Annotated in this window: 25 protein-coding genes; 7 read left to right on the top strand and 18 right to left on the bottom strand. The window is 63.0% G+C overall.

The annotated features are described in order from the left end of the window. Positions 1–276: 276 nt before the first annotated feature. Positions 277–426: a hypothetical protein gene (locus tag RMO51_RS04675; RefSeq protein ID WP_310392462.1), complete on the bottom strand. Its 150-nt coding sequence runs from the start codon at positions 424–426 to the stop codon at positions 277–279. 85 nt (positions 427–511) lie between these two features. Here RMO51_RS04675 and RMO51_RS04680 point away from each other — a divergent pair, with 85 nt between their 5' ends. Continuing rightward, positions 512–940, top strand: coding sequence for a hypothetical protein (locus tag RMO51_RS04680; protein WP_310392464.1), 429 nt, complete (start codon positions 512–514; stop codon positions 938–940). A gap of 54 nt (positions 941–994) precedes the next feature. On the opposite strand, the gene pckA is transcribed toward RMO51_RS04680, so the two are convergent. Then, a complete protein-coding gene (gene pckA / locus RMO51_RS04685; protein WP_310392466.1) occupies positions 995–2,620 on the bottom strand; it encodes a phosphoenolpyruvate carboxykinase (ATP) in 1,626 nt (541 codons plus the stop codon). 229 nt (positions 2,621–2,849) lie between these two features. On the opposite strand from pckA, the gene RMO51_RS04690 reads away from it, so the two are divergent. From RMO51_RS04690 to RMO51_RS04700, 3 genes are all read left to right on the top strand, one after another. Beyond that, positions 2,850–3,791, top strand: coding sequence for an AraC family transcriptional regulator (locus RMO51_RS04690; protein ID WP_310392468.1), 942 nt, complete (start codon positions 2,850–2,852; stop codon positions 3,789–3,791). Between the two features lie 101 nt (positions 3,792–3,892). Beyond that, positions 3,893–5,434, top strand: coding sequence for a peptide MFS transporter (locus RMO51_RS04695; protein ID WP_310392469.1), 1,542 nt, complete (start codon positions 3,893–3,895; stop codon positions 5,432–5,434). Positions 5,435–5,612: 178 nt separating this feature from the next. Beyond that, positions 5,613–5,861 carry a hypothetical protein gene (locus tag RMO51_RS04700; RefSeq protein WP_310392471.1) on the top strand — a complete coding sequence of 83 codons (249 nt, stop codon included), beginning with the start codon at positions 5,613–5,615 and terminating at the stop codon, positions 5,859–5,861. Between the two features lie 94 nt (positions 5,862–5,955). Here the strand turns inward: RMO51_RS04700 and groL are convergent, their stop codons facing one another. From groL to RMO51_RS04775, 15 genes are all read right to left on the bottom strand, one after another. Next, positions 5,956–7,605: a chaperonin GroEL gene (gene groL, locus RMO51_RS04705; RefSeq protein ID WP_310392473.1), complete on the bottom strand. Its 1,650-nt coding sequence runs from the start codon at positions 7,603–7,605 to the stop codon at positions 5,956–5,958. Between the two features lie 51 nt (positions 7,606–7,656). Continuing rightward, on the bottom strand, positions 7,657–7,947 hold the full coding sequence (gene groES, locus RMO51_RS04710; protein WP_310392474.1) for a co-chaperone GroES: 291 nt from the start codon (positions 7,945–7,947) through the stop codon (positions 7,657–7,659). Positions 7,948–8,218: 271 nt separating this feature from the next. Further along, entirely contained in the window at positions 8,219–8,635 is a 417-nt protein-coding gene (gene secG, locus RMO51_RS04715; RefSeq protein WP_310392476.1) for a preprotein translocase subunit SecG, read from the bottom strand. Positions 8,636–8,661: 26 nt separating this feature from the next. Next, a complete protein-coding gene (locus RMO51_RS04720) occupies positions 8,662–10,047 on the bottom strand; it encodes a hypothetical protein (protein WP_310392478.1) in 1,386 nt (461 codons plus the stop codon). Between the two features lie 206 nt (positions 10,048–10,253). Beyond that, a complete protein-coding gene (locus tag RMO51_RS04725; protein ID WP_310392480.1) occupies positions 10,254–10,784 on the bottom strand; it encodes an LptE family protein in 531 nt (176 codons plus the stop codon). Positions 10,785–10,824: 40 nt separating this feature from the next. Next, the gene (locus RMO51_RS04730; RefSeq protein ID WP_310392482.1) at positions 10,825–12,117 is read right to left on the bottom strand and encodes a sigma-54 dependent transcriptional regulator; all 1,293 of its coding nucleotides are present in this window, start codon (positions 12,115–12,117) and stop codon (positions 10,825–10,827) included. Between the two features lie 26 nt (positions 12,118–12,143). Then, a complete protein-coding gene (locus RMO51_RS04735; RefSeq protein ID WP_310392484.1) occupies positions 12,144–12,365 on the bottom strand; it encodes a type II toxin-antitoxin system HicB family antitoxin in 222 nt (73 codons plus the stop codon). 10 nt (positions 12,366–12,375) lie between these two features. Beyond that, positions 12,376–12,651 (bottom strand): type II toxin-antitoxin system HicA family toxin, encoded by a 276-nt coding sequence (locus tag RMO51_RS04740; RefSeq protein WP_310392486.1) that lies wholly within the window; start codon positions 12,649–12,651, stop codon positions 12,376–12,378. Further along, a complete protein-coding gene (miaB, locus tag RMO51_RS04745) occupies positions 12,648–14,084 on the bottom strand; it encodes a tRNA (N6-isopentenyl adenosine(37)-C2)-methylthiotransferase MiaB (RefSeq protein ID WP_310392488.1) in 1,437 nt (478 codons plus the stop codon). The genes RMO51_RS04740 and miaB overlap by 4 nt, the downstream gene beginning before the upstream one ends. Positions 14,085–14,280: 196 nt before the next feature. Further along, on the bottom strand, positions 14,281–15,582 hold the full coding sequence (locus tag RMO51_RS04750; RefSeq protein WP_310392490.1) for an anthranilate synthase component I family protein: 1,302 nt from the start codon (positions 15,580–15,582) through the stop codon (positions 14,281–14,283). Between the two features lie 66 nt (positions 15,583–15,648). Further along, a complete protein-coding gene (locus RMO51_RS04755; RefSeq protein WP_310392492.1) occupies positions 15,649–17,220 on the bottom strand; it encodes a DUF3808 domain-containing protein in 1,572 nt (523 codons plus the stop codon). An 89-nt stretch (positions 17,221–17,309) separates the two neighbouring features. Next, a complete protein-coding gene (locus tag RMO51_RS04760; protein ID WP_310392494.1) occupies positions 17,310–18,071 on the bottom strand; it encodes a C4-type zinc ribbon domain-containing protein in 762 nt (253 codons plus the stop codon). Beyond that, on the bottom strand, positions 18,061–19,182 hold the full coding sequence (locus RMO51_RS04765) for a Nif3-like dinuclear metal center hexameric protein (protein ID WP_310392496.1): 1,122 nt from the start codon (positions 19,180–19,182) through the stop codon (positions 18,061–18,063). Before RMO51_RS04765 ends, RMO51_RS04760 begins: the two co-directional genes overlap by 11 nt. A 113-nt stretch (positions 19,183–19,295) precedes the next feature. After that, positions 19,296–20,030: a uracil-DNA glycosylase family protein gene (locus RMO51_RS04770; RefSeq protein WP_310392498.1), complete on the bottom strand. Its 735-nt coding sequence runs from the start codon at positions 20,028–20,030 to the stop codon at positions 19,296–19,298. Between the two features lie 113 nt (positions 20,031–20,143). Further along, the gene (locus RMO51_RS04775; protein ID WP_310392499.1) at positions 20,144–20,818 is read right to left on the bottom strand and encodes a DUF6992 family protein; all 675 of its coding nucleotides are present in this window, start codon (positions 20,816–20,818) and stop codon (positions 20,144–20,146) included. A 119-nt stretch (positions 20,819–20,937) separates the two neighbouring features. On the opposite strand from RMO51_RS04775, the gene lpxK reads away from it, so the two are divergent. From lpxK to RMO51_RS04790, 3 genes are all read left to right on the top strand, one after another. Further along, positions 20,938–22,035 carry a tetraacyldisaccharide 4'-kinase gene (gene lpxK, locus RMO51_RS04780; RefSeq protein ID WP_310392500.1) on the top strand — a complete coding sequence of 366 codons (1,098 nt, stop codon included), beginning with the start codon at positions 20,938–20,940 and terminating at the stop codon, positions 22,033–22,035. 117 nt (positions 22,036–22,152) lie between these two features. Further along, positions 22,153–24,060 carry a putative porin gene (locus RMO51_RS04785; protein WP_310392501.1) on the top strand — a complete coding sequence of 636 codons (1,908 nt, stop codon included), beginning with the start codon at positions 22,153–22,155 and terminating at the stop codon, positions 24,058–24,060. An 8-nt stretch (positions 24,061–24,068) separates the two neighbouring features. Continuing rightward, positions 24,069–24,668 carry a tRNA-(ms[2]io[6]A)-hydroxylase gene (locus RMO51_RS04790; protein WP_310392503.1) on the top strand — a complete coding sequence of 200 codons (600 nt, stop codon included), beginning with the start codon at positions 24,069–24,071 and terminating at the stop codon, positions 24,666–24,668. Between the two features lie 105 nt (positions 24,669–24,773). On the opposite strand, the gene RMO51_RS04795 is transcribed toward RMO51_RS04790, so the two are convergent. Further along, a partial coding sequence (locus RMO51_RS04795; protein ID WP_310392505.1) for a fumarylacetoacetate hydrolase family protein occupies positions 24,774–25,082 on the bottom strand: 309 nt, incomplete at its 5' end.

The raw sequence follows: 25,082 nt of genomic DNA on the forward strand, positions 1-25,082 counted from the left end.
CGTCGAGCGCAGCATCGCTTGGGCTGGCGCCAACCGCCGCCTGGCCAAGGACTACGAGCGCAAAACCACCCACGCCAACGCCTGGCTTTACCTGGCGAACATCCGACGACTTGCCCGATTAACTTAAACAGCCTCTTAGAAGCGGTGTATTAGCTGCTGCGTAGCCTGAACGTAGTAGCGATGCGTATGCGCGGCGCCGCCGCCGCTCCGATTTTCGTTTCACGACCAGGGACGCAAACACGCGTCGCTACTTCGTTTCAGGGCCCGGAAACTAATTCAACCAGCTTCTGAGCAAAGGACAAACACGGTTTTGATGCCTGAAACTACCATGGCCAGCAGCCCGGCCTTGCGCACGGCGCTGGCAGTGAGCGCCGGGGTGGTCCTCACGGCGTAGCTGGCCCGCGCGGCGGTAAGAAACCGCAGCAATTGCAGTGCGTAGAGAAGATACTGTTGCCTTAAAGTCAATTGCGTTTTGGGGCGGTTTGGGTTTCTCGACTCATTGGGATTATACTTGCAGCTGTCTACTCTTCTACTGAAAAAGCAGTTAGTAATGACAAGCGAAGAATTAACAACCCACGTTCGATGCGCAATAAATCCACAATTTGAAAACTGGGTTTTATTTAGAAACGGGACTTACATCGTATTCGATAACCCTGAATCAATTTCTGACATTAGGAAGGAAGCAACCGATTTGATGAAAGAATTTGGTCCCGTTCACGTGGGTGGACCAGCGGGTGATTTCGGAGTTATTGCTTTAAGCGAAACCGACGGGTGGGTTGTTTCGGGGCACGGCTACGGGATGTATACTTATGTTCATCCAACGGAACTCGATAACCCCAAAGCCGCAGATTTAGAAATTGGGCTCTACGGCAGGGAAAAAAGGGATGCGGATGGAGGTAGCCCAGAAATAATCTTCATCAACGAAAAGCAAGTAAAATAAAGCCCCGCCGGCTGCAACCGACGGGGCTTTTTGGGAAGTAAATGAAGCTTGAAACTACGCTTCTACCGCCACTTTGGGCGCCCCGGCCAGAATTTCGTCATTCGCGAATTCGGCGTATTTCTTGAAGTTCTCCACGAATTTCTCGGCCAGCGACGCGGCGGTTTTGTCGTAGGCCGCCCGGTCGGCCCAGGTGTTGCGCGGGTCCAGGATTTCGGATGGGACGCCGGGCACGGCGCCGGGCACTTCCATGCCGAAGACGGGGTGCTTGGTGAATTTCACGCCTTCGAGCTGGCCGTTGAGGGCGGCCGTAATCATGGCGCGGGTGTAGGGCAGCTTCATGCGCGAGCCCGTGCCGTAGCTGCCGCCGGTCCAGCCGGTGTTGATGAGCCACACGTTGATGTCGGGGTTCTCGTCCATTTTCTGGCCCAGCATCTCGGCGTACTTGGTGGGGTGCAAAGGCAGGAACACGGCGCCGAAGCAGGCCGAGAACGTAGTTTGCGGCTCGGTCACGCCCATTTCGGTGCCCGCCACCTTGGCCGTGTAGCCCGACATGAACAGGTACATGGCGTGGCTCTTGTCGAGCTTGCTGATGGGGGGGAGCACCCCGAAAGCATCGGCGGTGAGGAAGAAAATGTTCTGCGGCACGCCGGCCACCGAGGGCTCGACGGCGTTGTTGATGAAGTGGATGGGGTAGGCGGTGCGCGTGTTTTCGGTCACCGACTTGTTGGCGTAGTCCACGGTGTGGGTGCCGGGCACGAAGCGCGTGTTTTCCACGATGGCGCCGAAGCGGATGGCGTCCCAAATCTGGGGCTCTTTCTCCTTGCTCAGGTCAATGACCTTGGCGTAGCAGCCGCCCTCGAAGTTGAAGATGCCGGCGTCGGGGGTCCAGCCGTGCTCGTCGTCGCCGATGAGGCCGCGGTTGGGGTCGGCCGAGAGGGTGGTTTTGCCGGTGCCCGAGAGGCCGAAGAAGATGGCCGTGTCGCCGCTTTCGCCCACGTTGGCCGAGCAGTGCATGGGCAGCGTGCGCATCTCGTGGGGCAGCAGGTAGTTCAGCACCCCAAAAATGCCTTTTTTCATCTCCCCGGCGTAGCCCGTGCCCCCAATCAGAATCATCTTCTTGGTGAAGTTGAGGATGGCGAAGTTGGGCTGGCGGGTGCCGTCCAGGGCCGGGTCGGCCGCGAAGCCGGGGGCGCAGATGATGCTGAAATCGGGCGCCCAGCTCGTGTCGACGCCCTCGGCCGGGCGCAGGAACATGTTGTAGCAAAACAAATTGTGCCAGGCCTGCTCGTTCACGATGCGCAGCTTGAGCTGGTAGTCGGGGTTGGCGCCGGCGTAGGCCTCGCGCACGTACAGCTCCTTATCGGCCAGGTAGGCCACCATTTTCTGGTGCAGCCGGTCGAACTTGTCGGCGTCGAAGGGAATGTTGACGTCGCCCCACCACACGCTGTTCTCGGTGTGGGCGTCGCGCACCACGAACCGGTCCTTGGGCGAGCGGCCGGTGAACTGGCCGGTGTCGGCCATCAGGGCGCCGGTGTCGGTGAGCTGGCCCTCGCCGTTGCGCAAAGCGTGCTCGACCAGCTCGGCCGGGGTCAGGTTGAGGTGCACGGTGGCCACGTCGCCGAAGCCCAGCGGCTGCAAACGTTTGTGGGAAATATCGGCAAGGGGGGAAGCTTCTTGCATGGCAGTTATGGTGTTGGGTGGGTGTTCTCGTGTGTGAGGCGGCAAAGGTAGAATTATTCGGCCCGTGGGCAGTGAAACAATTCGTTTCTTTAAGGGGACAAATCAAACCTTGTCTTCTCAGTACGTTACTTTTGACCAAAGAAGGCGGGAGAAAGGGCCCGTGGCGGCCGAAGATATTGCGCGGCCCGCGCCCGATAGGTTTGCTTTGTCCCTGCTTAACTCCTTGCCCATGACCACCGACATTGCCCGCTACAACGGAATCTACGGCGACAGCAGGGCCCGCCTGTCGCACGACTACCTGCAGAGCCAGCTCATCGTGCCCCGGCAGCGCCTCACCGATTGGGGCCTTAAGCCGCACTTGCACGAAAACCTGTTTCAGCTGTTCTTTCTCGAAGCGGGCCGCGCGGCTTTCGAAGCCACGGCGCTGGTCGAGTTGGTCACGCCCTGCCTGGTTATCATTCCGGCCAACACGGTGCACGGCTTCACGTTTAGCCCGCAGGTGAAGGGCCGCACCCTCACGCTGGCCGAAACCTTGCTCGATACCATCCTGCAGGCCACGCCGGGCGTGCTGGTTGAACTCAACACGGTGCACATTCTGGCCGATTTCAACGCCGAAGTCAGCTTTGCCGATTTGCTGGCGCTGGAGCAGCAAATCCACGCCGAAATCTACTCCGAGCTGCCCGGTAAGCAGTTGGCGTTGAACGGCTATTTCAAGCTGCTCTTCGTCAAAATATTCCGCCTGCTGCACCACAACCGCCGCAAGGAAGAAAGCCCCAACCGGGCCCTGCACTACTTCCGCGAGTTTCAGAAAGCCATCGAGCGAACCGCGCCCTTTGAGAAGAAGATTTCGGAGTTCGCCCGGGAGCTCAAGATTACGCAGGTGCACCTAAACCGCATTTGCCAGGCCGTGAAGGGCAGAACCGCCCAGCAAATCGTTCAGGCCCACACCATCCGCAAGGCCCACAATTACCTCGTGTACACTTCCCTCTCGGTGGCCGAAATAGCCTACGAACTGCAGTTCCTGGACCCCGGCTACTTCACCCGTTTTTTTCGCAAGCAAACCGGCCTCGCGCCGGGCGCCTACCGCGCCAAAGCCTACCGCACCGACGCCGCGCCCAAAACCGCCGCGCCGGGCGGGCGGGAATGGCCGCCCCTTCCCACGGCCCCGTAATGCCGAAACTTTCCTAGATTTACCGTGCCCGCATTGCGTTGCTTGCGCAACGAAACGGCTGTTTTTCGTTCACCTATTTATTCTCTCCCCTGATTTTTTCCATGCAAACCATCCCCGCCCAGACCGGGCAACCGCTGTCCGTGGAGTCCACGAGCCATCCCCGCGGCCTGTATTTATTATTCGCCACCGAGATGTGGGAGCGGTTCAGCTACTACGGCATGCGGGCCGTGCTCGTGCTGTTCCTCACCAAGGCCATGATGATGGACAAGGCGTTTGCCTCGAAGTTCTACGGCGGCTACACCAGCCTGGTCTACCTCACGCCGCTCATCGGCGGCTTCATCTCGGACCGGTACTGGGGCAACCGGCGCTCCATCCTCACCGGCGGGCTGCTGATGGCGCTGGGGCAGTTCACGCTCTTCTTCGCGGCTTCCAACTACGGCCCCGCCTCCACGCACGCCTTCAGCCACCAGTTGCTCTACCTGGGTCTGGGGGTAATGATTTTGGGCAACGGCTTCTTCAAGCCCAATATCTCGTCGATGGTGGGCTCGCTCTACAGCGCCACCGACAAGCGCAAGGACGCGGCCTACACCATCTTCTACATGGGCATCAACCTGGGCTCGTTCATCGGCAACACCACCACCAGCCTCATCGGCGACACGGGCCGCTCGGAGAGCTTTCGCTGGGCTTTCCTGGCCTGCGGCATCGCCATGCTGCTCGGCACAGGCGTCTTCCAATGGGGCAAGAACAAGTACCTGCACACGCCCGAAGGCGTGCAAGTGGGCGAGACGCCCGCCATCTCGGGCGGCATCAAGGGCGTGTTTGCGCTGCTGCCGGTCATTCTGGCCGTCATTCTCGGCGTGCTTTACCTCGACACGGCCAAGTTTTCGACCATCGTGCCCTTGCTGTTGGTGGCCGTAGTGGGCATCGTCGCCCTCATCTTCACCGACAAGTCCCTCACGCCCGGCGACATTCAGCGGGTGCTGGTGATTTTCATCGTGTCGTTTTTCGTGGTGTTCTTCTGGGCCGCGTTCGAGCAGGCGCCGGCTTCGCTCACTTTCTTCGCCGACGAGCAGATGGACCGCACCATTTTCGGCTACACGCTGCCGCCCAGCATTTTCCAGAACCTGAACGCCATCTTCGTCGTCATCGGCGCGCCGCTCATGGCCCTTATCTGGACGGCCCTGGGCCGCCGCAACGCCGAGCCACCGTCCCCGCTCAAAATGGCGTTTGGTCTTGCCTTTCTGGCCCTGGGCTACCTCGTCATGTGCTTTGGCGTGAGCGATTTGCAGCCCGGCGTGAAGGTGAGCATGTTCTTTCTGGTGGCCCTGTACTTCCTGCACTCGGTGGGTGAGCTGTGCCTCTCGCCCATTGGCCTATCGCTGGTCAACAAGCTTTCGCCGCTCAAATTCAGCTCCCTGCTCATGGCCGTGTGGTTCGTGGCCAACGCCATTGCCAACTACCTCGCCGGCTTCATGAGCAGCCTCTACCCCGAGGAAGGCAAGCCCGCCAAGCAGCTGCTGGGCTTCCAGATTGAGGGGCTCTACGGCTTCTTCCTGGTGTTTGTCGTGTCGGCTTCCCTCGCCGCCCTCATTCTCTTTCTGGTGAACCGCAAGCTGGTGAAGATGATGAACGCGCCGGTGTAATTCGCCTGGCTTTGCTCTTCCTCATTAGCGGCAAGCTGACCAGGATGCTGGACGCCCGCAACTACCCCGCGCCCATCGCGCAGGCGTAAGGCAACTCCGCTTTCCGTTTCTGAAGAAGCCCTCGGCGCCCCGGCGTCGGGGGGGTTTCGCTTAACTTTCATCATACCAAATACCGCACATGAACTCCAAGCTCTTTCGGTTGCTGCTTGTCTTCCTTGGCCTGAGCATTGTGTACTGCTTGCTGGGTATCGTGAACGTTATGGTCAGCCTCAAGTACGAAATCGTGGCTGATGAATGCGTTTCGGTGGTGACTGGCCAGAATTTATGCTTTATCCTGAATTGTTACCGACTCGGAGTCCTGGTGTTCTTCATCGTCTTGGTTGCACTATCCATCAACGAAAAGAAAATTGTTAAGCCGCGCAAGTAGTGAGTGGTCGTCAGCACAAAAAAGCCCCGCTGGCATTGCCAACGGGGCTTTTTAAGCTAATAGCCAAAAGCTAATAGCTAGCAGCTAAATGAAATTACATCATGCCGCCCATGCCACCCATTCCGCCCATGCCGCCGTCGCCGCCGTGGCTATGGCCGTTTTCCTTGGGCTCGGGCTCGTCCGAAATCACGGCTTCGGTCGTCAGCAGCAGGCCGGCGATGGAAGCGGCGTTTTCGAGGGCCAGGCGGGTCACCTTGGTCGGGTCGATGATGCCGGCCGCCACCAGGTTCTCGTAGCGGTCCTCGCGGGCGTTGTAGCCGAAGTCGCCCTGGCCGTCGCGCACTTTCTGCACCACCACCGAGCCTTCGCCGCCGGCGTTCTGCACGATGGTGCGGAGCGGGGCTTCGAGGGCCGTGCGGATGATGTTCACGCCGGTGCGCTCGTCGCTGTTGTGGGTGTCCACCGCGGCCAGGGCCTCAATGGCACGCACGAAGGCCACGCCGCCGCCGGGTACCACGCCTTCCTCCACGGCGGCGCGGGTGGCGTGCAGGGCGTCGTCCACCCGGTCTTTTTTCTCCTTCATTTCCACCTCGGTGCTGGCGCCGATGTAGAGAATGGCCACGCCGCCGCTCAGCTTGGCGAGGCGCTCCTGGAGCTTCTCCTTGTCGTAGTCGCTCGTGGTGGTTTCCATCTGGGCCTTAATCTGCGCGATGCGGCCCTGGATGTTCTCCTTGTCGCCCTTGCCGTTGACGATGGTGGTGTTGTCCTTGTCGATGATGATTTTCTCGGCCGTGCCCAGGTACTCCAGGGTGGCGTTCTCGAGCTTGTAGCCGGCATCTTCGCTGATGACGGTACCGCCCGTGAGGGTGGCAATGTCTTCGAGCATGGCCTTGCGGCGGTCGCCGAAGCCGGGGGCCTTCACGGCGGCAATCTTCAGCGAGCCGCGCAGCTTGTTCACCACCAGGGTGGCGAGGGCCTCACCGTCCACGTCTTCGGAGATGATGACGAGGGGTTTGCCGGTCTGCAGCACTTGCTCCAGCACGGGCAGCAGCTCCTTCATGGTGCTCACCTTTTTGTCGTAGATGAGCACGTAGGGCGACTCCATCTCCACTTCCATTTTCTCCGGGTTGGTCACGAAGTAGGGGGAGAGGTAGCCGCGGTCGAACTGCATGCCTTCCACCGTTTTCACTTCGGTTTCGGTGCCGCGGGCTTCTTCCACGGTGATGACGCCTTCCTTGCCCACTTTCTCCATGGCATCGGCAATCATCTGGCCAATTTCGGCGTCGTTGTTGGCCGAAATGGTGCCCACCTGGGCAATCTCCGCCGAGTTCTCAATCTTTTTCGACTGTGACTTCAGGTTGGCCACCACGGCGTGCACGGCCTTGTCGATGCCGCGCTTGAGGTCCATGGGGTTGGCGCCGGCGGCCACGTTCTTCGAGCCGGCCGTGTAGATGGCCTGGGCCAGCACGGTGGCGGTGGTGGTGCCGTCGCCGGCCTGGTCGGCGGTCTTGGAAGCCACTTCCTTCACCAGCTGGGCGCCCATGTTCTCAATCGGGTCGCGCAGCTCAATTTCCTTGGCCACGGTCACGCCGTCCTTGGTGATGGTGGGCGCGCCGAATTTCTTGTCGATGATGACGTTGCGGCCCTTGGGGCCGAGGGTCACCTTCACGGCGTTGGCCAGTTTGTTGACGCCGGCCTGCAAGCGGGCGCGGCCTTCGGTGTCGAATTGAATGTTCTTAGCCACTTTTAAGGGAATTAAGAATTAAGAATTAGGAATTAAGAATTTTCAACCGGCTTAGAGCACGGCGAAAATGTCCGACTCGCGCATGATGAGCAGGTCTTCGCCGTCGACGGTGATTTCGGTGCCGGCGTACTTGCCGTACAGCACCTGGTCGCCCACGTGCACCTGGGGCTTGATGATTGCACCTGCGTCAGAGGTTTTGCCTTCGCCCACGGCCACTACTTCGCCGCGCTGGGGCTTTTCCTTGGCCGTGTCGGGGATGATAATGCCGGATTTGGTTTTCTCCTCGGCGGCGGCGGCGCGGACAATGACGCGGTCGGCCAGCGGTTTCATGCTAAGTGCCATTCTGTGTGTGTTTGGGTTGAATTAGGTGGAAAAACTACGTGGCCGGCCCTGTCTCACTTCCCGTGCCAGGGCCACAAACCTGACAAAATGGGCAATTTCCGAAGCCGGGCGGTGGCAAAAGTGGCCGGTAGCGGCCGGTCGATGCTGTCAGCTCCCGGTCCCGGGCCAAGCCAACGGCCAGCCCCAAGCCCCGGGCGGTCAACAAAAAAGCCGGTGAATCCACTGGGGAAGCACCGGCTTTTCAATGCTGGCAGCGCGAAAAGCGCGAAAGTTACTTAGCAGGCGTAGAGGCTGGGGCCGTGGGCCGCGGGGCCGGGGCCGTGCTGGTGCCAGCGGGGGCAGTCGGAGCACCCGTCGGAGCGGTAGCGCCAGGAGCCGGGGCACCCGGGGCCGGGGCCGGAGCGGGCAGGCGGGTTTCAAGGGCGCGCTGCTGGTTCACGCTGCGCACGGGACCAGCCGAAGTGCCGGTGACCATGTGGCTGCCGAGCGACAGCACCACGAGGCCAATGGCAAAGCCCCAGGTAAGCTTTTCAAGGAGGTCGCCGGTGCGCTTCACGCCCATCATGCTGGCCGCGCCACCGGCGCTGAACTGGCTGGAGAGCCCGCCGCCTTTGGGGTTTTGGGCCAGCACCACGAGGGCCAGCAGGAAACACACGACGAGAATAAGAACGATGATGATAATGTACATGAGGGGCAAAAAAGCTGAAAGGCGGGCTACGCCGGGGGTTGCAATTGTTGGATTTGGGCCGCAAAGTACGCCATTTTTTCCGGCTGTTTCACCATTAGCTTCTCGTATACCTCGATGGCGCGGGCGGTTTTGCCCTGGCGCACCAAGATGCGGGCGAGGCTTTCGGAGGCCAGGTCGGGCTCGGCGCGGGTGCTGCGCACGCTCAGGTCGGCCTGGGCACTGGCTGCGGGCGGCAGCATGGCGGGCCGCGTTAGGCGGGGCTGGTGGCGCAGGAAATTGTTGATGAGGTCGAGCGAAGAGGGCAGCAGGGGCGCCGGCGGGCAATGCGCGGCCCAGTGGTCGAGCAGCAGTGCGTCGGGCTCGAAGAACACCCCCGACGGCGGTAGCGGCGCGGCCGGTGGCAAAGCCGCCAGCGCCGAACGGCATTCGGCGGCTTCGGCGTGGGCACCGAACGACTCCAGCAGTTGCAGCGAAAATCCCAGGCGGCTGCTCTCCCCGAACGCGTAGCCCACGGTGTCGTCGCCGGTGAAAGCGGCGGCGGTCATCTCAGCCGATGCCGACGGGGCCGGGGCCGGCGGTTCCGAAGTCAAGGCGGGGCTGCCCATGCTGCGGGTGACCGCAGAAGCAGCCCACTCGTCCACCAAGCCGGGCAACTCATAGTTGGGCAGGACCGCGGGCGCCGGCTCGGCCAAGCCAAACTCGAAGCGGGCAGCGCCCGCTTCTACCGGCGGGCGAATAGCCGGCGCCACGGCCGGCAGGTCTTCTTCCGCGGCGAAAATTGGCGCCGCAAAAACTCCGGGCGCGGCGGTAGCGGCAATCTCAGCTCCTTCCTTGTCGATGAGCTCGGAAGCGCCGGGCTCCGCCGCGGGGGCCGCTTCCTCAAAAGGCGAATCTGAAGCCGGCGGCTCCGCCCCCGCTGGCAAATCAGGGAGGAATTCGGCGGCTATCGGGGCAAGCTCGGGGCCTTCCCCGGGCACCACGCCCGCCACCGCGTGGGCAAGGGGTTGGGGCGCAGTTGCCGTGGTTTCCACTTCGTGCGCGGCTTCTTCGACGAGGGGCGTCGCGGCGGCGGCGGGCGCCCCGGGCAGTTGGCTGGCGCCCCGGGCCGCGAAAACGACGGGCTCGAAGGAGGTAGTTGCTTCCTCCGTAGCTGCGACCGGCTCGACTTGCTCAACCGGCTCAACTTGCTCGATGAGGCGGCGCAGCAGCGTGCGGTCGGCGGCGTAGGTGGCGGCGCGGCGCAGGCGTTGGCCGGCGAGCATGGTGCCCTGGTCGTGGGCCGCTTTGGCCAGCAGCAGGTGGGCCGTTTGGCAGTACGGGAAGGCCTGGGCCAGCTGTTCCAGCTCGCGCACTTCGGCCGGGCCCAGGGCAGTGGGGCGGTCGAGAACGTGCAGGAGCGTGGCGCGGGTCACGGAGAGGGCGGCTTGGGTTTAAGCGCAGCGGATTGCGGACCCGAGGCCCGGAATCTTTGCCGCGGACGCAATAGCGGGGCGCAACATTACGCTAATTTACGCAAATGCCCGCGTGGTCCATGCCCTGCCGGCCCTCCTTGCCTTCAAATGGTCACGGGCGAATAGCCGGCTCGAAGCGGAAAGCCCGTCCCCTCCCAACCTGCCAATTACCAGTTGGCCACCGATTTATTGAAAATATCGGTGATGATTTTATTCGTGGTCGTTCGAACGGCGTTCGGGTCGCTGTTGATGGTCGCAATGTTGCGACTGGCGGCGTAGTCGTCGAAGTTTTGGAACACCTGCTCGAAGCTTTGCTTGTCGTCCTTGGTGTTGGTGAAGCGAATTTTGACCTGAATGGTGAGCCGGTTGGAACCGGCCTGGTCGACGCCGTTGAGTTGCTGGATGGCGGCCGGCGCGAAATCGTAGGCCACAATGTTGCCATCGAATTGCAGGTCGCCGTCGCGCGGCACGATTTGCAGGCTGGTGTTGCGCTGGAAATAATCCTTCAGGTCTTCGGTGAACCGCTGGGTGAGGAAAGCCGGGCCCTGGGGCGCGCTATTTTGGATGGTGGCGATGGAAATGGTGCGGACGGCGGGGTCAATGTTGGTGCCGTTGAACGAGTAGATGCCGCAGCCACTCAGGCATAAGCTGATGGCCGTTAGCTGATAGCTGATGGCTCTTTTGCGCAGGGCATTCAAAGAGCTAATAGCTAATAGCTGACAGCTAACAGCTAAAAACTTACACTTGCTCCAGGTCATACTGCTTGAGTTTGCGGTACAGGGTGCGCTCCGAAATGCCCAGGTCGTGGGCGGCGTACTTGCGCTTGTTGTTGTGCTTTTTCAGGGCCTTGAGTATCATTTCCCGCTCCTTGACATCCAGCGAAAGGGTTTCTTCTTCGGTTTCGTGGGTGATGTCTTCCACCGGGGCCTCGTCGTCGTAGCCCGGCACGGGCTCGGCGTTGTAGGGGTTGGGGGCGGCGGGCAGGAAGTATTCGCTAGCTGGCCCGCTCTCAAACGCGCCGGCCGGGGCGGTATTGTTGAAGAGGTGGCTGTTCTGGCGCAACAGTTCCTGGGCTTCGTGGGGGCGCTGGCCGGTGGCCAGCTCCAGCACCATCTTCTTGAGGTCCGTCATGTCGCGGCGCATGTCGAACAGGATTTTGTAGAGCAAGTCCCGCTCCGAGTAGCCGGCCGTGGCGCCGTCGACCGCGCCGGGGCCCAGCAGCATGGGCAGGCGGCTGGCCTGGTCCTGCGGCAGGTAGGGGGCCAGGCGGCGGGCGTCCACATCGCGCTCAGTTTCGAGCACCGACATCTGCTCGGCGATGTTTTTGAGCTGGCGGATGTTGCCCGGGAAGCGGAAGCGCGTGAGCGCCGGCACCGCGTCGGGCAGCAGGGTGATGGGCCGGGTCCGGTACCGCTCGGCCGCGTCGGAAGCAAACTTGCGAAACAATAGGTAAATATCCTCGCCGCGCTCGCGCAAAGGCGGCACCGTGATGGGCACCGTATTGAGGCGGTAGTACAGGTCCTCGCGGAAGGTGCCGGCCTGCACGCGGTCGAGCAGGTTCACGTTGGTGGCGGCCACCACGCGCACATCGGTCTTCTGCACTTTGGACGAGCCCACCCGGATGAACTCGCCGTTTTCCAGCACGCGCAGCAGGCGGGCCTGGGTGCCCAGCGGCATCTCGCCAATTTCGTCCAGGAAGATGGTGCCGCCGTTGGTCACCTCGAAGTAGCCCTTGCGGGCCTCGTTGGCGCCCGTAAAAGAGCCTTTCTCGTGGCCAAACAGCTCGGAATCGATGGTGCCTTCGGGAATGGCGCCGCAGTTGATGGCAATGAACTGCCCGTGCTTGCGCGGCGACAAGGCATGGATAATCTTAGAAAACGACTCCTTGCCCGACCCGCTTTCGCCGGTAATGAGCACCGTCATGTCGGTGGGCGCGACTTGCGCGGCCACTTGGATGGCGTAGTTCAGCGCCGGCGCGTTGCCGATGATGCCAAACCGGAGCTTGATGGATTGAATTTCTTGGGTGGTCAAGGCTGTCCGAAAATGTGGATGGGTATTTAGGCGGCCAGCTGTAGCCGCTGACGGGGCGCAGGGATGGGCCGGCCCAACTCACGGGCCGTCGCCAACCACTCGTCAATGATGAGGGCGACATTGCTCAACGCCTCGGCTTGCGTCCCGCCGTCGGCCATGCAGCCGGGTAGGTCGGGCACCTCCGCGAGGAAAGCGCCGTCTTCTTCGCTCCAGAATAAAATAACCGGGTAATGACTGGCTTCCTGCATGATAAACGGATTAAGATTCCGGGTCGTCCTGACCGTGGTCAGTCAACTGGTAGCGAATGAGGATTTCGCGAACCTGCTTGGCCTGATACGGCTTAACCGTGCCGCCCGGCGCAGGTTGCAAGTTGATAATTTCTTCAACGCCTTCCTTGGTGTAAATGTGATGGCTGCCCCGGACGCGTTCAGCAAAGCCCATCGCGCGCAGCAGGCTGCATAAAGTCAGAAAGCTCAGCGTGGAGGCGTTGCGAGCCGCTAGTAGTTGCGCCAAAAATTTCTGCCGCTGGCTCATACCGCCTCGCCCAGCATGGTGCTGGCGCTGCTGCTGTGCACCAGCACATCCACGTAGTCGCCTTTCGCGAAGTTTTGCTTTGGGAAGATGACCACTTGGTTCTGGCTGTTGCGTCCGCTGAGGTGCTCTTTCGAGCGTTTGGAGAAGTTCTCGACCAGCACCCGGTGCACGCGGCCCACGCCGCGCTGGTTGCGCTCGGCGCTGTGCCGCTGCTGCAAGTCGATGATTTCCTGAAGGCGGCGCTTTTTGACTTCCAGCGGCACGTCGTCGGCCAGCTTGCGGGCGGCCAGGGTGCCGGGGCGCTCCGAGTAGAAGAACATGTAGGCCATGTCGTAGCGCACGTGCTCCATTAGGCTCAGCGTGTCGCGGTGCTCGTCCTCGGTTTCGGAGCAGAAGCCCGCAATCATGTCGGAGCTGATGGCGCAGTCCTCGCCCAGAATCCGGCGGATGGCTCGCACCCGCTCCTCGTACCAGGCGCGGTCGTAGGTGCGGTTCATCAGGGCCAGCACGCGGGAGTTGCCGCTTTGGGCGGGCAGGTGGATGAACTTGCAGATGTTGTCGTGGCGCGCCATGATGTGCAGCACCTCGTCGGTAATGTCCTTGGGGTGCGAGGTGGAAAAGCGCACGCGCAGCGCCGGGCTCACCAGGGCCACTTGCTCCAGCAGCTGGGCGAAGTTGACGCGCTCGGCGCCGTCGGCACTGGTCCACTTATAAGAGTCCACGTTCTGGCCGAGCAGGGTCACTTCCCGGTAGCCGGCGGCCACCAGGTCGCGGGCTTCGCGCAGGATGCTGTGGGCGTCGCGGCTGCGCTCGCGGCCGCGGGTGAAGGGCACCACGCAGAACGAGCACATGTTGTCGCAGCCGCGCATGATGCTGATGAAGGCCGACACGCCGTTGGAGTTCAGCCGCACCGGCGTGATGTCGGCGTAGGTTTCCTCGCGGCTGAGCAGCACGTTCACGCCCTTCTGGCCGTCGTCGACCTGGCGGATGAGCTGGGGCAGGTCGCGGTAAGCATCGGGCCCCACCACTAGGTCAACAATCTTTTCTTCCTCCAAAAACTTGCTTTTCAGCCGTTCGGCCATGCAGCCGAGCACGCCCACCAGCATGGCCGGCCGGCGCTTTTTGTGCGAGTTGATTTGCGTGAGGCGCATGCGCACCGTCTGCTCGGCCTTTTCGCGGATGGAACAGGTGTTGAGCAGTACCAGGTCGGCGCTGGCCAGGTCGTCGGTCGTGTCGAATCCTTCGTCAAACAAGATGCTCGACACGATTTCGGAGTCTGAGAAATTCATCTGGCAGCCGTAGCTCTCGATGTAGAGCTTGCGCTGGCGGCCGGTGCGGGTGGCGGCACTCACGCGCACCTCCCCGCCGGGCGGGGCCTCGGCGGCGGGCGCTTCTTTGTCTAAAAAATCAAGGGTCAGCAGGGGTTGGGACATAATCGCAGCGCGCTTCGGCGGGCCGCAAAGATACGGGCTCACTCGCAAAAATGACAGAATGGCAGGGTAAAGAACAGTTGACAATTAACAGTGAGCAGTGAACAATGCTGTTACACAAGCCCTTCAAAATTGCTCATTGCTCATTGCTCATTGCTCATTGCTCACTGCTCACTGCTCACTGCTCACTGCTCACTGCTCACTGCTCACTGATAACCGTACCCAGCACTTCCAGCAGGGCCTGGGCTTTGAGCAGGCACTCGGCGTACTCGCGCCCGGGGTCCGAATCGTAGGTGATGGCCGAGCCGACCTGGAAGCTGACGTAGCCGGTGTCCTGGCGGTATTGCAGGGAGCGAATGACGACGTTAAAGTCAAAGTTGCCGCCGGGCCACACGCAGCCAAGGCTGCCGCTGTAGAGGCCCCGTCGGCTGTGCTCGTAGCGCTCGATGAGCTGCATGGCCCGGATTTTTGGGGCGCCGGTCATCGAGCCCATCGGAAAGGTGGCGCGCAGCACGTCCACCAGGGTGGCATCGGGGCGCAGGTCGGCCTCCACGGTGGAAATCATTTGCCAAAGGTGGCGGAAGGGGTAGAGGCCAAACAGCTCGGGCACGCGCACGGTGCCGGTCTGGGCCACGCGGGCGAGGTCGTTGCGCACCAGGTCCACTATCATCAGGTTCTCGGCGCGCTCTTTTTCGTCGTGCAGCAGGGCGAGGCGCTGCTGCTCGTCCTCGGCCGGCGTGGCGCCGCGCCGGATGGTGCCCTTGATGGGCTGCGAAACGATGCGCGGGGCGCGGTGGGCCACGAACCGCTCGGGCGAGGCGCACAGCAGAAAGTGGTCGTGCCACCGCACAAAGCCGGCAAACGGCGCGGGCGAGGCCTCCATCAGCCGCCAAAACACATCGGCGGGCGCCAAGCGCACGTTTTCGGCGTAGAATTCCTGGCACAGGTTCAGCTCGTACACTTCGCCGTTGAGGATGTCCTCCCGGATGGCGGCCACGGCCCGCAAGTAGTCGGACTTGGGCAGGCGCGGGCGCAGGGCGGGCAGGCGGGGCGCCGCGGCTGCCGCAACCGGCTGCGCCAGAATCTGGGCCAGCACGCCCTCCGTCTGCCCGTGAATTTCCACCGCCCCGGCTCGCCAGCACAGCCAGGTTTGCGGCGTAAAGAAGTGCAGCTTCGGCCAGTTCAGCCCGTCGAAGTTTTGGCTGGTGAGGGCCTCAATTTCATTCTTGATGTCGTACCCAACGAAGCCGCAGCGGAAGCTGGAACCCGAACCGGACTGGAGCAACGCCTCCAATTCGGCGAGCGAGCCAGCGGCCTCAACCGGGGCCGCCGCCACGGCCAGGAGGCGTTCGAACGGGCCACGGGGGTACGCCAGGTCGTTGGGCTCGAAGTAAACGCAATGCGGGAAGCTGGCCCCCCACTGCAAGGCCCGCACGCGGAAGTCGGCGGGCAAGTCCGCCAATAAAACCGTCGCGCCGGGAGAGAAGGAAGCAGCTATCACGCAGAATCGAAAGAATGGTGAAATGGTGAGCCGCGCAGAACCCAGCCGCGCGGTGAGGGGGCGGCGCTAGCGCAACTCGCGCAGGGCCAGCAGGGCCTTGGCGTCGGTGCTGTTTTTGTACTCGTGCCAGGGGTAGCGCAAGGCCCTCTCAAAGTAGAGCCGCGCCTGGGCTTTGTTGCCGGCTTCCTGCGCCAGGTAGCCCTGTTGCAGCGCCGCCTGGGGGGCGAAATAATATGGTGCTTGCGGGCCCGCCACGCTCTGGGTGCGCTCGAAATAGAACCAGGCCGAATCGAGGCGGCCCAGGCCCTGGTAGGCGCGGGCGCGGCGGTAGGGTTCCTCGATGCGGTCGCGCCACAGCGTGGCGGGCGTCACGCGGAAGCCGCGCAGGGTGGCCAGGGCCAGGAGGTTGTAGCCGCCGTCGGTTTGCAGGCGGGCCCGGGTGAGGACGGGGTGCAAGGCGACGGCTTCGTGGTAGTAGTGCTGGGCGTAGTTGTCTTCTTCGACTTCGGCGGGGCCGGGCTGGTTGATTTGGGCGCGGTAGCGGGCCACCGCGGCGGCAGGCGCCCCGCCCAGCCAGGCCGCCAGGTAAAGCTTAAACGCCGCGTCCTTGCGGTAATGGATGCCCCGGTATTCGCGCAAAAATGCCAGGTTCTCGCGCTCCGAGGCGGCGTAGTCGCCCTGGTAGAGCAGCAAGTCAGCGGCCATGTGGCGCAGGTAGGGCACGGGCAGGTAGGCGGGGCCGGTGGGGCGGGTGCGGAGGGCGGCCAGGGCCGCCTCGCCGTGCCGCTGCCGCTTGTTGGTGCTCAGCAGCAGGAAGGAGAAGAGCAGGTTATCGGGCTGCTGGGCGTGCAGGCGCTCGGTCAGGCGCAGGGCTTCCTCGGGCTTTTTGTAGTAGCCCTCCCGAATCAGGGCGAAGTACAGCTGGCTTTCGGTTTGGAAGTCGCTGGGCCGGGCGGCGGCCATCGCCAGGTTGCGAAGGCCGGTGCCGACGTCGGCGCGCAGGCCCAACAGGCGCAGCAGCCAGTGGTAGCCCTCGGGCAGGGAGCCCACGGCAAACTCGCAGATGCCCAGCGTTTTGCGGGCGGGCACAAACGCCGGGTACCGCTGCACCACGGCCTCCATCTGGTGGTAGCCGCTGCGCAGGTGGTAGCCGCCCGCCACCAAGTGTTTGAAGACCAGCTGGCTCAGGCCGAGGTGCAGCGTGATTTCGGCGCGGGCGTAGTCGCGCAGGGCCCCGGCCGGCGCCTGGTCTAGTGCTGCCAGGCGGGACTCCTGCGATTCTACCAGGGCCTCGTAGCGGCTGGCGTCCTGCGTGATGACGAGTTCCACAAAATCGGCGCAGTTGGCCACCAGCAGGGGGGCGGGTGCGGCGGGCGTGCGGGCCAGCTCGGTCCGCAGCAGCTCGCGGGCGGGGCCGAGCCGCAGCTTCAGCACTTCGGCGTAGGCCAGTCGGCTGGCCGCGGTGAGCTGCTCGGTGGGGGCGCTGCCGGCCTCTGGCTGCGTGCGCGCTGCCGCCTGCGGGCTGGCGATGCCCGACAGCACCAGCAACCCCATCGCCGCCGTGCCCCGCCGCGTGCGGGCGCGCAGCCCCCGGCGCTGGGCGCCCGCCTCCCCCCAAAAATTAGCCAGCAACGCCATGAGCTACGCAACAAAAAAGGAACGGCAGTCGGCCGTTCCTTTCTACGATTTCAATCGGCAACTTAGTTTTTGAACCCGTCCAAAACAAGTTATACCGCGCGGACTTCCACGTCGGCCAGAATGCGGCCGCAGTGCTCGCACACGATGATTTTCTTGTGCGAGATGATGTCGGCCTGGCGCTGGGGCGGCACCGTGTTGAAGCAGCCGCCGCAGGCGTCGCGGCGCACCAGCACCACGGCCAGGCCGTTGCGCACGTTGCCCCGAATGCGGGTGTAAGCCGTCAATAAACGGTCTTCCACGGGCTGGGTGGCGGCCTCGCGCTGGGCCATGATGCCGCGCTCTTCCTCCTCGTTCTCGCCCACGATGGTGTCAAGCTCGGACTTCTTGTTGTCGAGGTCCTTGCGGCGCTCGTCCAGCTTCGCCTTCGTGCCGCTGATTTCGGCGTTTTTTACGTCAATCTGGTACTGCGACTCCTTGATTTTCTTGTCGGCAATCTGAATTTCGAGGCGCTGCAGCTCGATTTCCTTGGCAATGGCTTCGAACTCGCGGTTGTTGCGCACGTTCTGCTGCTGCTCGTCGTACTTCTTGATGAGCGTTTCGGCTTCCTTGCTGGCCTGCTTGCGGCTCTTGATGAAGTCGTTCAGGCCCTGAATTTCTTCGTCAAATTTCTTAACCCGGACTTCGTAGCCGGCAATTTCGTCTTCCAAATCCCGGACTTCCTCGGGCAAATCGCCGCGCACGCGCCGGATTTCATCGAGCTGCGAGTCGAGGTGCTGCAGGGTGAGCAGGGCTTCGAGCTTGGCGGCTACGGGAACGTCGGCGGGGGCCACGGCGGCACTTTTAGCAGTCATACTGAACGGGGTTCGTAGGGGTTTCGGCGATTAAGACCGCAAAAGTACGCTCAAATCCGGCCGTTAGCAAGTCCCGAAACACCTCGCCGGTGAATTGTTCGCTTTCGAAATGGCCGACGTCGCAGAGCATGAGCTGCCCCGCGGCCCCAAAAAACTCGTGGTACTTCACGTCGCCGGTCACGTAGGCATCGGCCCCGGCCGCCCGCGCCGCCCCAATGAGGAAAGCGCCCGCCCCGCCGCAGAGGGCCACCGTGCTGATGGTTTTCTCAAATGCCGTGTGGCGCACCACGGGCACCAGCAGCCGTTGCTTCAGCAGCGCCCGGAACGCGGCCGGGGCCAACGGCGCCGTCAGCTCCCCCACCAGGCCCGCGCCGACGTGCTGGTGCTCGTTCTCCAGCTTAATCAGCTCGTAAGCCACCTCCTCGTAAGGGTGCGCGGCGCGCAGGGCGCGCAGCACGGCCGCCTGCCGGTGCAGGGGCAGCAGCACCTCCAGCCGCAGCTCGGGCACGGTTGTGGGCTGGTGCGCGGCCCCGATGGCCGGCCGGGTGCCCGCGCCCGGCGTGAAGGTGCCGGTGCCCTCGGAGCGGAAGCTGCAGGCGGAATATTGGCCCATCTGCCCGGCGCCGGCCGCGTACAACGCGGCCAGTACGCGGCCGGCCACGTCGGTTTGCTGGTCTTCGGCCCGGTTGGGCACGTAGGTGATGAGGCGCGCCAGGGTGCCGCTTTGGGGGGCCAGCACCCGGGTGTTGGCCACGCCCAGCTTCTCGGCCAGCTTGTCGTTGACGCCGCCGCGCACGTTGTCGAGGTTGGTGTGGGCAGCGTAGAGGGCCACGTCGTTTTTAAGGGCCAGGATGAGGGTTTGCTCGACTTCGTTAGCCCCGGTGAGGCGCTTGAGCGGCCGGAAGATGACCGGGTGGTGCGCCACCACCACGTTGCAGCCGCGGCGCAGGGCCTCGGCCACCACGGCGGGCGTGCAGTCCAGGGTAATGAGCACGCCGGTGATTTCGGCCTGCGGGTTGCCGCACTGCAGCCCGGCGTTGTCGTAGCTTTCCTGGTAGGCGAGGGGGGCAGCGGCTTCCAGCAGGCGGGCTAAGTCTTGAACGGTGGGCATGAGAGAATTAAAAATTAAAAATGAAGAATTAAAAATGAGCGCGGGCGGGCCGAGCGGTGGACAAAAACTTCAAACGGGCGGTACTCAAGGTCCACTACCCCATCCGTTTCTTGCTACTTTATTTCTTCATTATTAATTGACAATAAACGGCCCAGCACGTCCACGTAATGGGCCACGTGGGCGTCCAGGTCGCGGCGGCGGTATTGCATCAGGTAACGGGGATGGTCGAGGACCATAATTTTTTCGAAAAGCCCCAGCTCATCGTTCAAACGCTCCAGAAAAATGCCGTTGCGTTTGCCCAGGCTCACCGCGACGTCGGTGCGGAGGCCGAGGTCCCGCACCTGCTGGCGTAAGGACAAGCCCAGGTCCGCCCACAGGGCTTTGATGAGCGCCGGCGAATCGTAATAGTTGTAATTCAGGCCATTGCGCAGCAAGACTAAGGGATAAATCGACCCCAGGTAAAAGTGCTGGTAGAACGTCGTTGGGCCGCCCACGGCCGCCACCACCCGGTAGATAAACTGCGTGGAAATCTCGGGGCGCTGCCGCGGCAGGTCGTGGGCAATGCCGCAAAATTCGGTCAGGGCGCCGGGGTCGGTGAACGCCACGCCGGTGCGGCCCATGCCCAGCCGGCCCGGGTTGATGCCCAGCACGGCCGCTCGGGGCGGGCCGTCGGCGTAGTATTTCCGGGCAAACTGGCCCAGCAAGTCTTGCACGGGCAACTCCCGGAAGGGGCTCTGGGCCACCACGCCGTCGGGCAGGGCCGCGGGCAGGGGGAAGGTGGCGAGAAAGCGCAGGAGCTGGTCAGCAAACGCGGGCATCAGCAAATCGTAGCACTGGGGTGTTTTCAATAAAGCTCAGAAGCTGTTTAAATTAGCCTTTGGTCGATGTAGAGACGCATCCTGGCGTCTCTATACCGTTCTCATGCCACCAAGAAATAACTCAAACAGCTTATCAGAAAACATCAGCGGGTGGGAGCCTGCCGAGCGCTGCTCAACGGCAGCACCAGCGCCACCCCGCCGGACCCAACCCGCAAGCGGCTGAGCAGCGGGTAAAGCGCGCGGTTGCCGTGGCGGTGGTGAGCGGCGTATTGAAACCCGTCGAAGAGCAGCAGGAAGCCGCCCTGCAGCAGCAGCGACTGCCCGTAGCCGCGCCAGCGCTCGGAGGAGCCCGAGGCGGTGGGGTTACGGCCTTTTTCGAGCAGGTAAACGCCGGTGGCCAGGTAGGCCACGTCGAGGCCGGCGTTGAACAGGTACAGGTTTTCGGTTTTGAGCTGCGCACGCACGTTGCCGGGCCGGTCGGGGGTGGGGGGCTGGCGCCTGGCGCGGCGCGCGGCCAGCAGGCCGGCTCCGGCCAAGGCCAGGTTTACGGCACCCCAGCCTATATTCATTTGGTGGAAATAGCGGGCCGAGCCCTCCGTTTGGCCGGTGGCAATGCTGCCAATCAGGAGGTTGGCCCCCGCCCACCCGCCCAGCACCCGGAGGCCGCGCCGGTCCAGGCGGGCGCGTTCGGCCGCAAAACCGGCCAGCGCGGTGGGAGCGGGGGGGCGGGAGCGTAGCGTGTCCGGGCCGGGCTGGGCCCAGCCGGCGCGAGGGGCCGCCAGCCCGACCAGGAAAAATAAAAACAGCAGTGGGCGCATGGCAATGGGTGGGGAAAAGATGCTGGGAATTGCAAACAACCGTTTGGCCGCCACTTTGGCGCGGCGGCCGGGCCACCGCCGTACTTTTGCCGGGCCTTGTCCGGGCCCTCCGCTCCCGCATGCCGTCAGTATTGGCTTTTTTGTTGCTGCCGTTTTCGTGGCTGTACGCTGGGGTGCTGGCCGTGCGCAACTGGCTCTACGACAGCGGCTGGAAACGGGCTGAAACCTTCGCCGTGCCCCTGCTCTGCGTGGGCAACTTGCGGGTGGGCGGCACCGGCAAAACGCCCCACGTGGGTTGGCTGGTCCACGAATTGCTGCGCCTGGGCCACCGCCCGGCCATTCTGAGTCGGGGCTACGGCCGCCGCACCCGCGGCCCGCGTCTGGCCGGCCCCACCGACTCGGCCGCCACGGTGGGCGATGAGCCGTGGCAGTATTTCCAGCACTTCACCGGAGAAAACGTGCCGGTGGCCGTGGCCGAAGAACGGCGCCTGGGGGTGCAGTTGCTGCTGCGAGCGCACCCCGGCCTTACGGTGGTGGTGCTCGACGACGCCTACCAGCACCGCGCCGTCCGGCCCGCGCTGAACGTGCTGCTCACGGAGTGGGCCCGGCCGTTTTACCAAGACCAAGTGCTGCCGGCCGGCCGCTTGCGCGAAAGTCGGGCCGGGGCCCGCCGGGCCGACGTGATTGTGGTAACCAAGTGCCCGCCCGCCCTGGCTGCTCCGGCCCAGGCCGCGATAGCCGCGCGCATCCGGCGCTACGGCCGGCCCGCGGCGCCCGTGCTTTTTTCGGCCTACGCCTACGGCGCGCCCCGGCCACTGGCCTTGGCCGGGGAAATAGCCGGCGGGGCAGCTGAAGGCCTTTTGCCAGCCGGCCCGGCGGCCGGGCCGGCGCTGCTGCTCACCGGCATTGCCCAGTCGGAACCGCTGCGGGAGTACCTCGAAACCCAAGGGTACGCAATCCGCCATCATGCATTGCTGCCCGACCACCACGCCTTCCAGCGCGCTGACCTGGCGGCCCTGCAGGCGCATTGGCAGCTGGGGTGGCCTATTTTTACCACCGAGAAAGACGCGACGCGGCTGCAGGCCCCCGGGTTGTGGGCCGGCCGGCCCGCCATGCTTGGCGCAACCCACACTATTCCGGTACGGGTGGCGTTTTTAGGCGACGGCGGCGCGGTGCTGCGGCGGCTTTTGCCCCGAATGCCCGCGCCGGCTGCCTGATTTTATTTTGACCCAGCCGGGCTCCGCGCGAGCCCCGGCGTATTTGCTACCCGTTTGAAGCCACTGCAACGACGATTTTTAGGGGCCTGTCCATTGTTGCTGCCATCACTGGTGGCAATGCTGGCATTGCTGGCGGCGCCCCGGGTTGGGGCCCAGGTGCTCGACGACTCGACCAAAGTGGTGTACGGCCCCAAAACCACCCGCGTCATCTACGAAGCCGAGGTGTTGCGCGACTCCACCAACGGCACGCCGCTTGACACCGCGCTCACGCGCTGGCCCCAGGCCCGGTTTTGGTTCCACGACACCACGTTTCAGCAGGACCTGGGGGCCGTGGGGTCGGCTTCGCGGCCCTTGCTTTACCAGCCCAACCTGGAACTGGGGCCCCGGCTGGGGCGCAACGCGTTCGACAAGTACGCCCGCAATGCTGCTTCCGTGCCCTACTACGATTCCCGGTCGCCGTATTCGTTTTTTCGGGTGGTGCAGACGGGGGCCGGCGAGCAGGTATTCGAGATTAGCTACAGCCGGAGCCTAAAGGAGAACTTCAGCGTGGGCGTGGCCTACGAGCGGATTGCGTCCAACAAAATTATTGCCTCCGCGGGGCCTCGCGACGCTCTGGTGGAGCACTCCAACGTGTTGTTCTTTAGCCGCTACCAGAGCGACAATGAGCGCTACCACTTGCTGTTTAACTACAGCAACGTACGCCACCGGGCCGCGGAGCAAGGGGGCATCCGGCCGAAGTTTGACACGCTCCGACCCAGAGAATTATTCAACTACGCGCAGGAACAGGCCTACCTGACCCAGGCCGCCAACGAGGAGGACCGCGACGAGCTGTACCTGACCCAAACCTACCGGCTGCTCGGCCGGGGCCTGACCGTGTACCACACCTTCGACGCCAAGCGCCAGTACAACACTTTCACGGATTTGAGCCTGCTCACCGCGCGCGAGGATGGGGTGACGGATGGCGCCTTCTTCCCGCGCGTTCTGCGCAACACGGCGGCCACCCTCGACCGGGCCGATTTCCGGCAGGTCGAGAACACCCTGGGCGTGCTCGGGCGCACCGCCGCCGTGGAATACCGCCTCTACGGCCGCGCGCGCCGGGCCGACCTGGTGACCCAGACCCTGCAGCCGTCGCCCGACAACGCCGGCCTGAACCTGATGCGAGCGGTTGACCCGCGGCGTTCCCCTTTCGTTGGGTTTGTGGGCGGCACGGCGGCTTTCAACTACCGCACCATCTACGCCGTGGAAGCCGCCGGCGAGTACAAGTTCTTCGACGAGTACTGGCTGCGGGCCGCCGTGCGCACCGGGCCGCTGTCGGCGGAATTTCTGAGCTCTGTTTATTCGCCCACGCTCACCCAGCAGGAGTTTGTCGGCAACCACTACGAATGGTACCACTCGACTGACTCCGGCAACGCCTTCAAGAACACGTCGGCCAACCAGCTCACGGGCCGCCTGCGCCTGAAGCTGCCCAACCTGCTGGGCCTGACCGACCAGCGCTTCGAGGCCAGCGTGAGCGGGGTAGCAATTAACGACCTGGTGTACTATGGTATCGCCGGAGAACCAGCCCAAATCAATGATGCGCGCAATCTGCTCATCGGCTACGCCCGGCACCGGGCGCGGCTGGGCCGGGTGAGCTTCGACAACCAGGCGACGTACACGCGGGGCGGTGACGTGGAAGGCCTGCGCATCCCAACGCTGGTGACCACCTCGCGGGTGTACTATGAGAGCTACATTTTTCGCAAAGCACTCTTTTCTCAAGTGGGGGCGGAGTTGTATTATCAATCCAAATTTCAGGCGTTTGATTACAGCCCCAGCACCCAGCAGTTTTACCAGCAGAATTCTTTCACCATTCGCAACTACCCGATTGCGGACGTATTTTTCGTGGCCGACATCAAAGCCGTGTCGGTATTTTTAAAAGTGGCCTACGTCAACCAGGGAATTTACCGGGACGGGTATTTTGCATCGCCGTATTATTCCGGGTATCCCCGGCGGTTTCAGCTGGGCGTCAAGTGGAATTTCTTTAATTAAATAAGCCGATGATAAAGGAAAAAACCATCCTGAAATTAAAGCTAAACACCGACCCGCGCTGGGTGAATATTGCCGAAAAAAACATCGAAGATATTCTGGTGGACCACGCCTGGTGCGAGCAAAAAGCCGCCAGCACGGGCATCAGCATGATTATCCACTACCCCGAGAAAACCCGCCTCGTGGACGCGCTCACCGACCTAGTGGCCGAGGAATGGAGCCATTTCGAGCGGGTGCTGCTCGAATTGCGCAAGCGCGGCTTCGCGCTAGGCCGGCCGCGCAAGGACGAGTACGTGGTGCAGCTGCTGGCCCACGTGCGCAAGGGCGGTGCCCGCGAGCGGCAGCTCATGGACCAGCTCCTGGTTTCGGCCCTGATTGAAGCGCGCAGCTGCGAACGATTTAAATTACTGTGGCAGAATATCGTCGACCAGGAACTGAGTAAATTCTATTACGAATTAATGGTGTCGGAAGCCGCGCATTTCGTGAGCTACGTGGACCTGGCCAAAGAATATTGTGACCCCAAAATAGTGGAAGAGCGGTTGCAGGAGCTGCTAATTATCGAGGGCGAAATTGTAACAAATTTGCCGGTGCGCGACGACCGAATGCATTGAGCGCGGAGTTTCGCGAAGGTTGAAATAAAGTCTCGCTAAATAAAATAGCGTCTGATTTTGCGGGACTTAATTTTTCGCTTTGCGAGACTTTGCGCGCCAGCCAGTTTACTCGGCCGGCAGCACCGTCCCCGTTACTACCCCAAAGCCGATGCGGACGCCGTCCTTTTCGGCGTAGCCGCGCAGGGTCACCGTGTCGCCGTCGAGCAGAAAGCTGCGCTCGGTACCGTCGGCCAGCGGCACGGGGCGGGTGCCGCGCCAGGCCAGCTCCAGCAGCGAGCCGAGCGAGTCGGGCGTGGCGCCGCTGATGGTGCCCGAGGCGTAGAGGTCGCCGGCTTCGAGGTTGCAGCCGTTGGAGGCGTGGTGGGCGAGCTGCTGGGCCATGCTCCAGTACAGCAGGCCGAAGTTGCTGCGGCT

The organism is Hymenobacter sp., assembly GCF_031398885.1.
Lineage (GTDB): Bacteria > Bacteroidota > Bacteroidia > Cytophagales > Hymenobacteraceae > Hymenobacter.

Bases quoted from the DNA above. Each gene is read 5' to 3' on its own strand.
- RMO51_RS04740 (WP_310392486.1), bottom strand. From the start codon at position 12,651: ATGAGCCAGCGGCAGAAATTTTTGGCGCAACTACTAGCGGCTCGCAAC.
- secG (WP_310392476.1), bottom strand. From the start codon at position 8,635: ATGTACATTATCATCATCGTTCTTATTCTCGTCGTGTGTTTCCTGCTG.
- RMO51_RS04765 (WP_310392496.1), bottom strand. From the start codon at position 19,182: ATGCCCACCGTTCAAGACTTAGCCCGCCTGCTGGAAGCCGCTGCCCCC.
- lpxK (WP_310392500.1), top strand. From the start codon at position 20,938: ATGCCGTCAGTATTGGCTTTTTTGTTGCTGCCGTTTTCGTGGCTGTAC.
- groES (WP_310392474.1), bottom strand. From the start codon at position 7,947: ATGGCACTTAGCATGAAACCGCTGGCCGACCGCGTCATTGTCCGCGCC.
- RMO51_RS04785 (WP_310392501.1), top strand. From the start codon at position 22,153: ATGCTGGCATTGCTGGCGGCGCCCCGGGTTGGGGCCCAGGTGCTCGAC.
- RMO51_RS04790 (WP_310392503.1), top strand. From the start codon at position 24,069: ATGATAAAGGAAAAAACCATCCTGAAATTAAAGCTAAACACCGACCCG.
- RMO51_RS04755 (WP_310392492.1), bottom strand. From the start codon at position 17,220: ATGGCGTTGCTGGCTAATTTTTGGGGGGAGGCGGGCGCCCAGCGCCGG.
- RMO51_RS04700 (WP_310392471.1), top strand. From the start codon at position 5,613: ATGAACTCCAAGCTCTTTCGGTTGCTGCTTGTCTTCCTTGGCCTGAGC.
- RMO51_RS04695 (WP_310392469.1), top strand. From the start codon at position 3,893: ATGCAAACCATCCCCGCCCAGACCGGGCAACCGCTGTCCGTGGAGTCC.
- pckA (WP_310392466.1), bottom strand. From the start codon at position 2,620: ATGCAAGAAGCTTCCCCCCTTGCCGATATTTCCCACAAACGTTTGCAG.
- RMO51_RS04690 (WP_310392468.1), top strand. From the start codon at position 2,850: ATGACCACCGACATTGCCCGCTACAACGGAATCTACGGCGACAGCAGG.
- RMO51_RS04735 (WP_310392484.1), bottom strand. From the start codon at position 12,365: ATGCAGGAAGCCAGTCATTACCCGGTTATTTTATTCTGGAGCGAAGAA.
- miaB (WP_310392488.1), bottom strand. From the start codon at position 14,084: ATGTCCCAACCCCTGCTGACCCTTGATTTTTTAGACAAAGAAGCGCCC.
- RMO51_RS04760 (WP_310392494.1), bottom strand. From the start codon at position 18,071: ATGACTGCTAAAAGTGCCGCCGTGGCCCCCGCCGACGTTCCCGTAGCC.
- RMO51_RS04775 (WP_310392499.1), bottom strand. From the start codon at position 20,818: ATGCGCCCACTGCTGTTTTTATTTTTCCTGGTCGGGCTGGCGGCCCCT.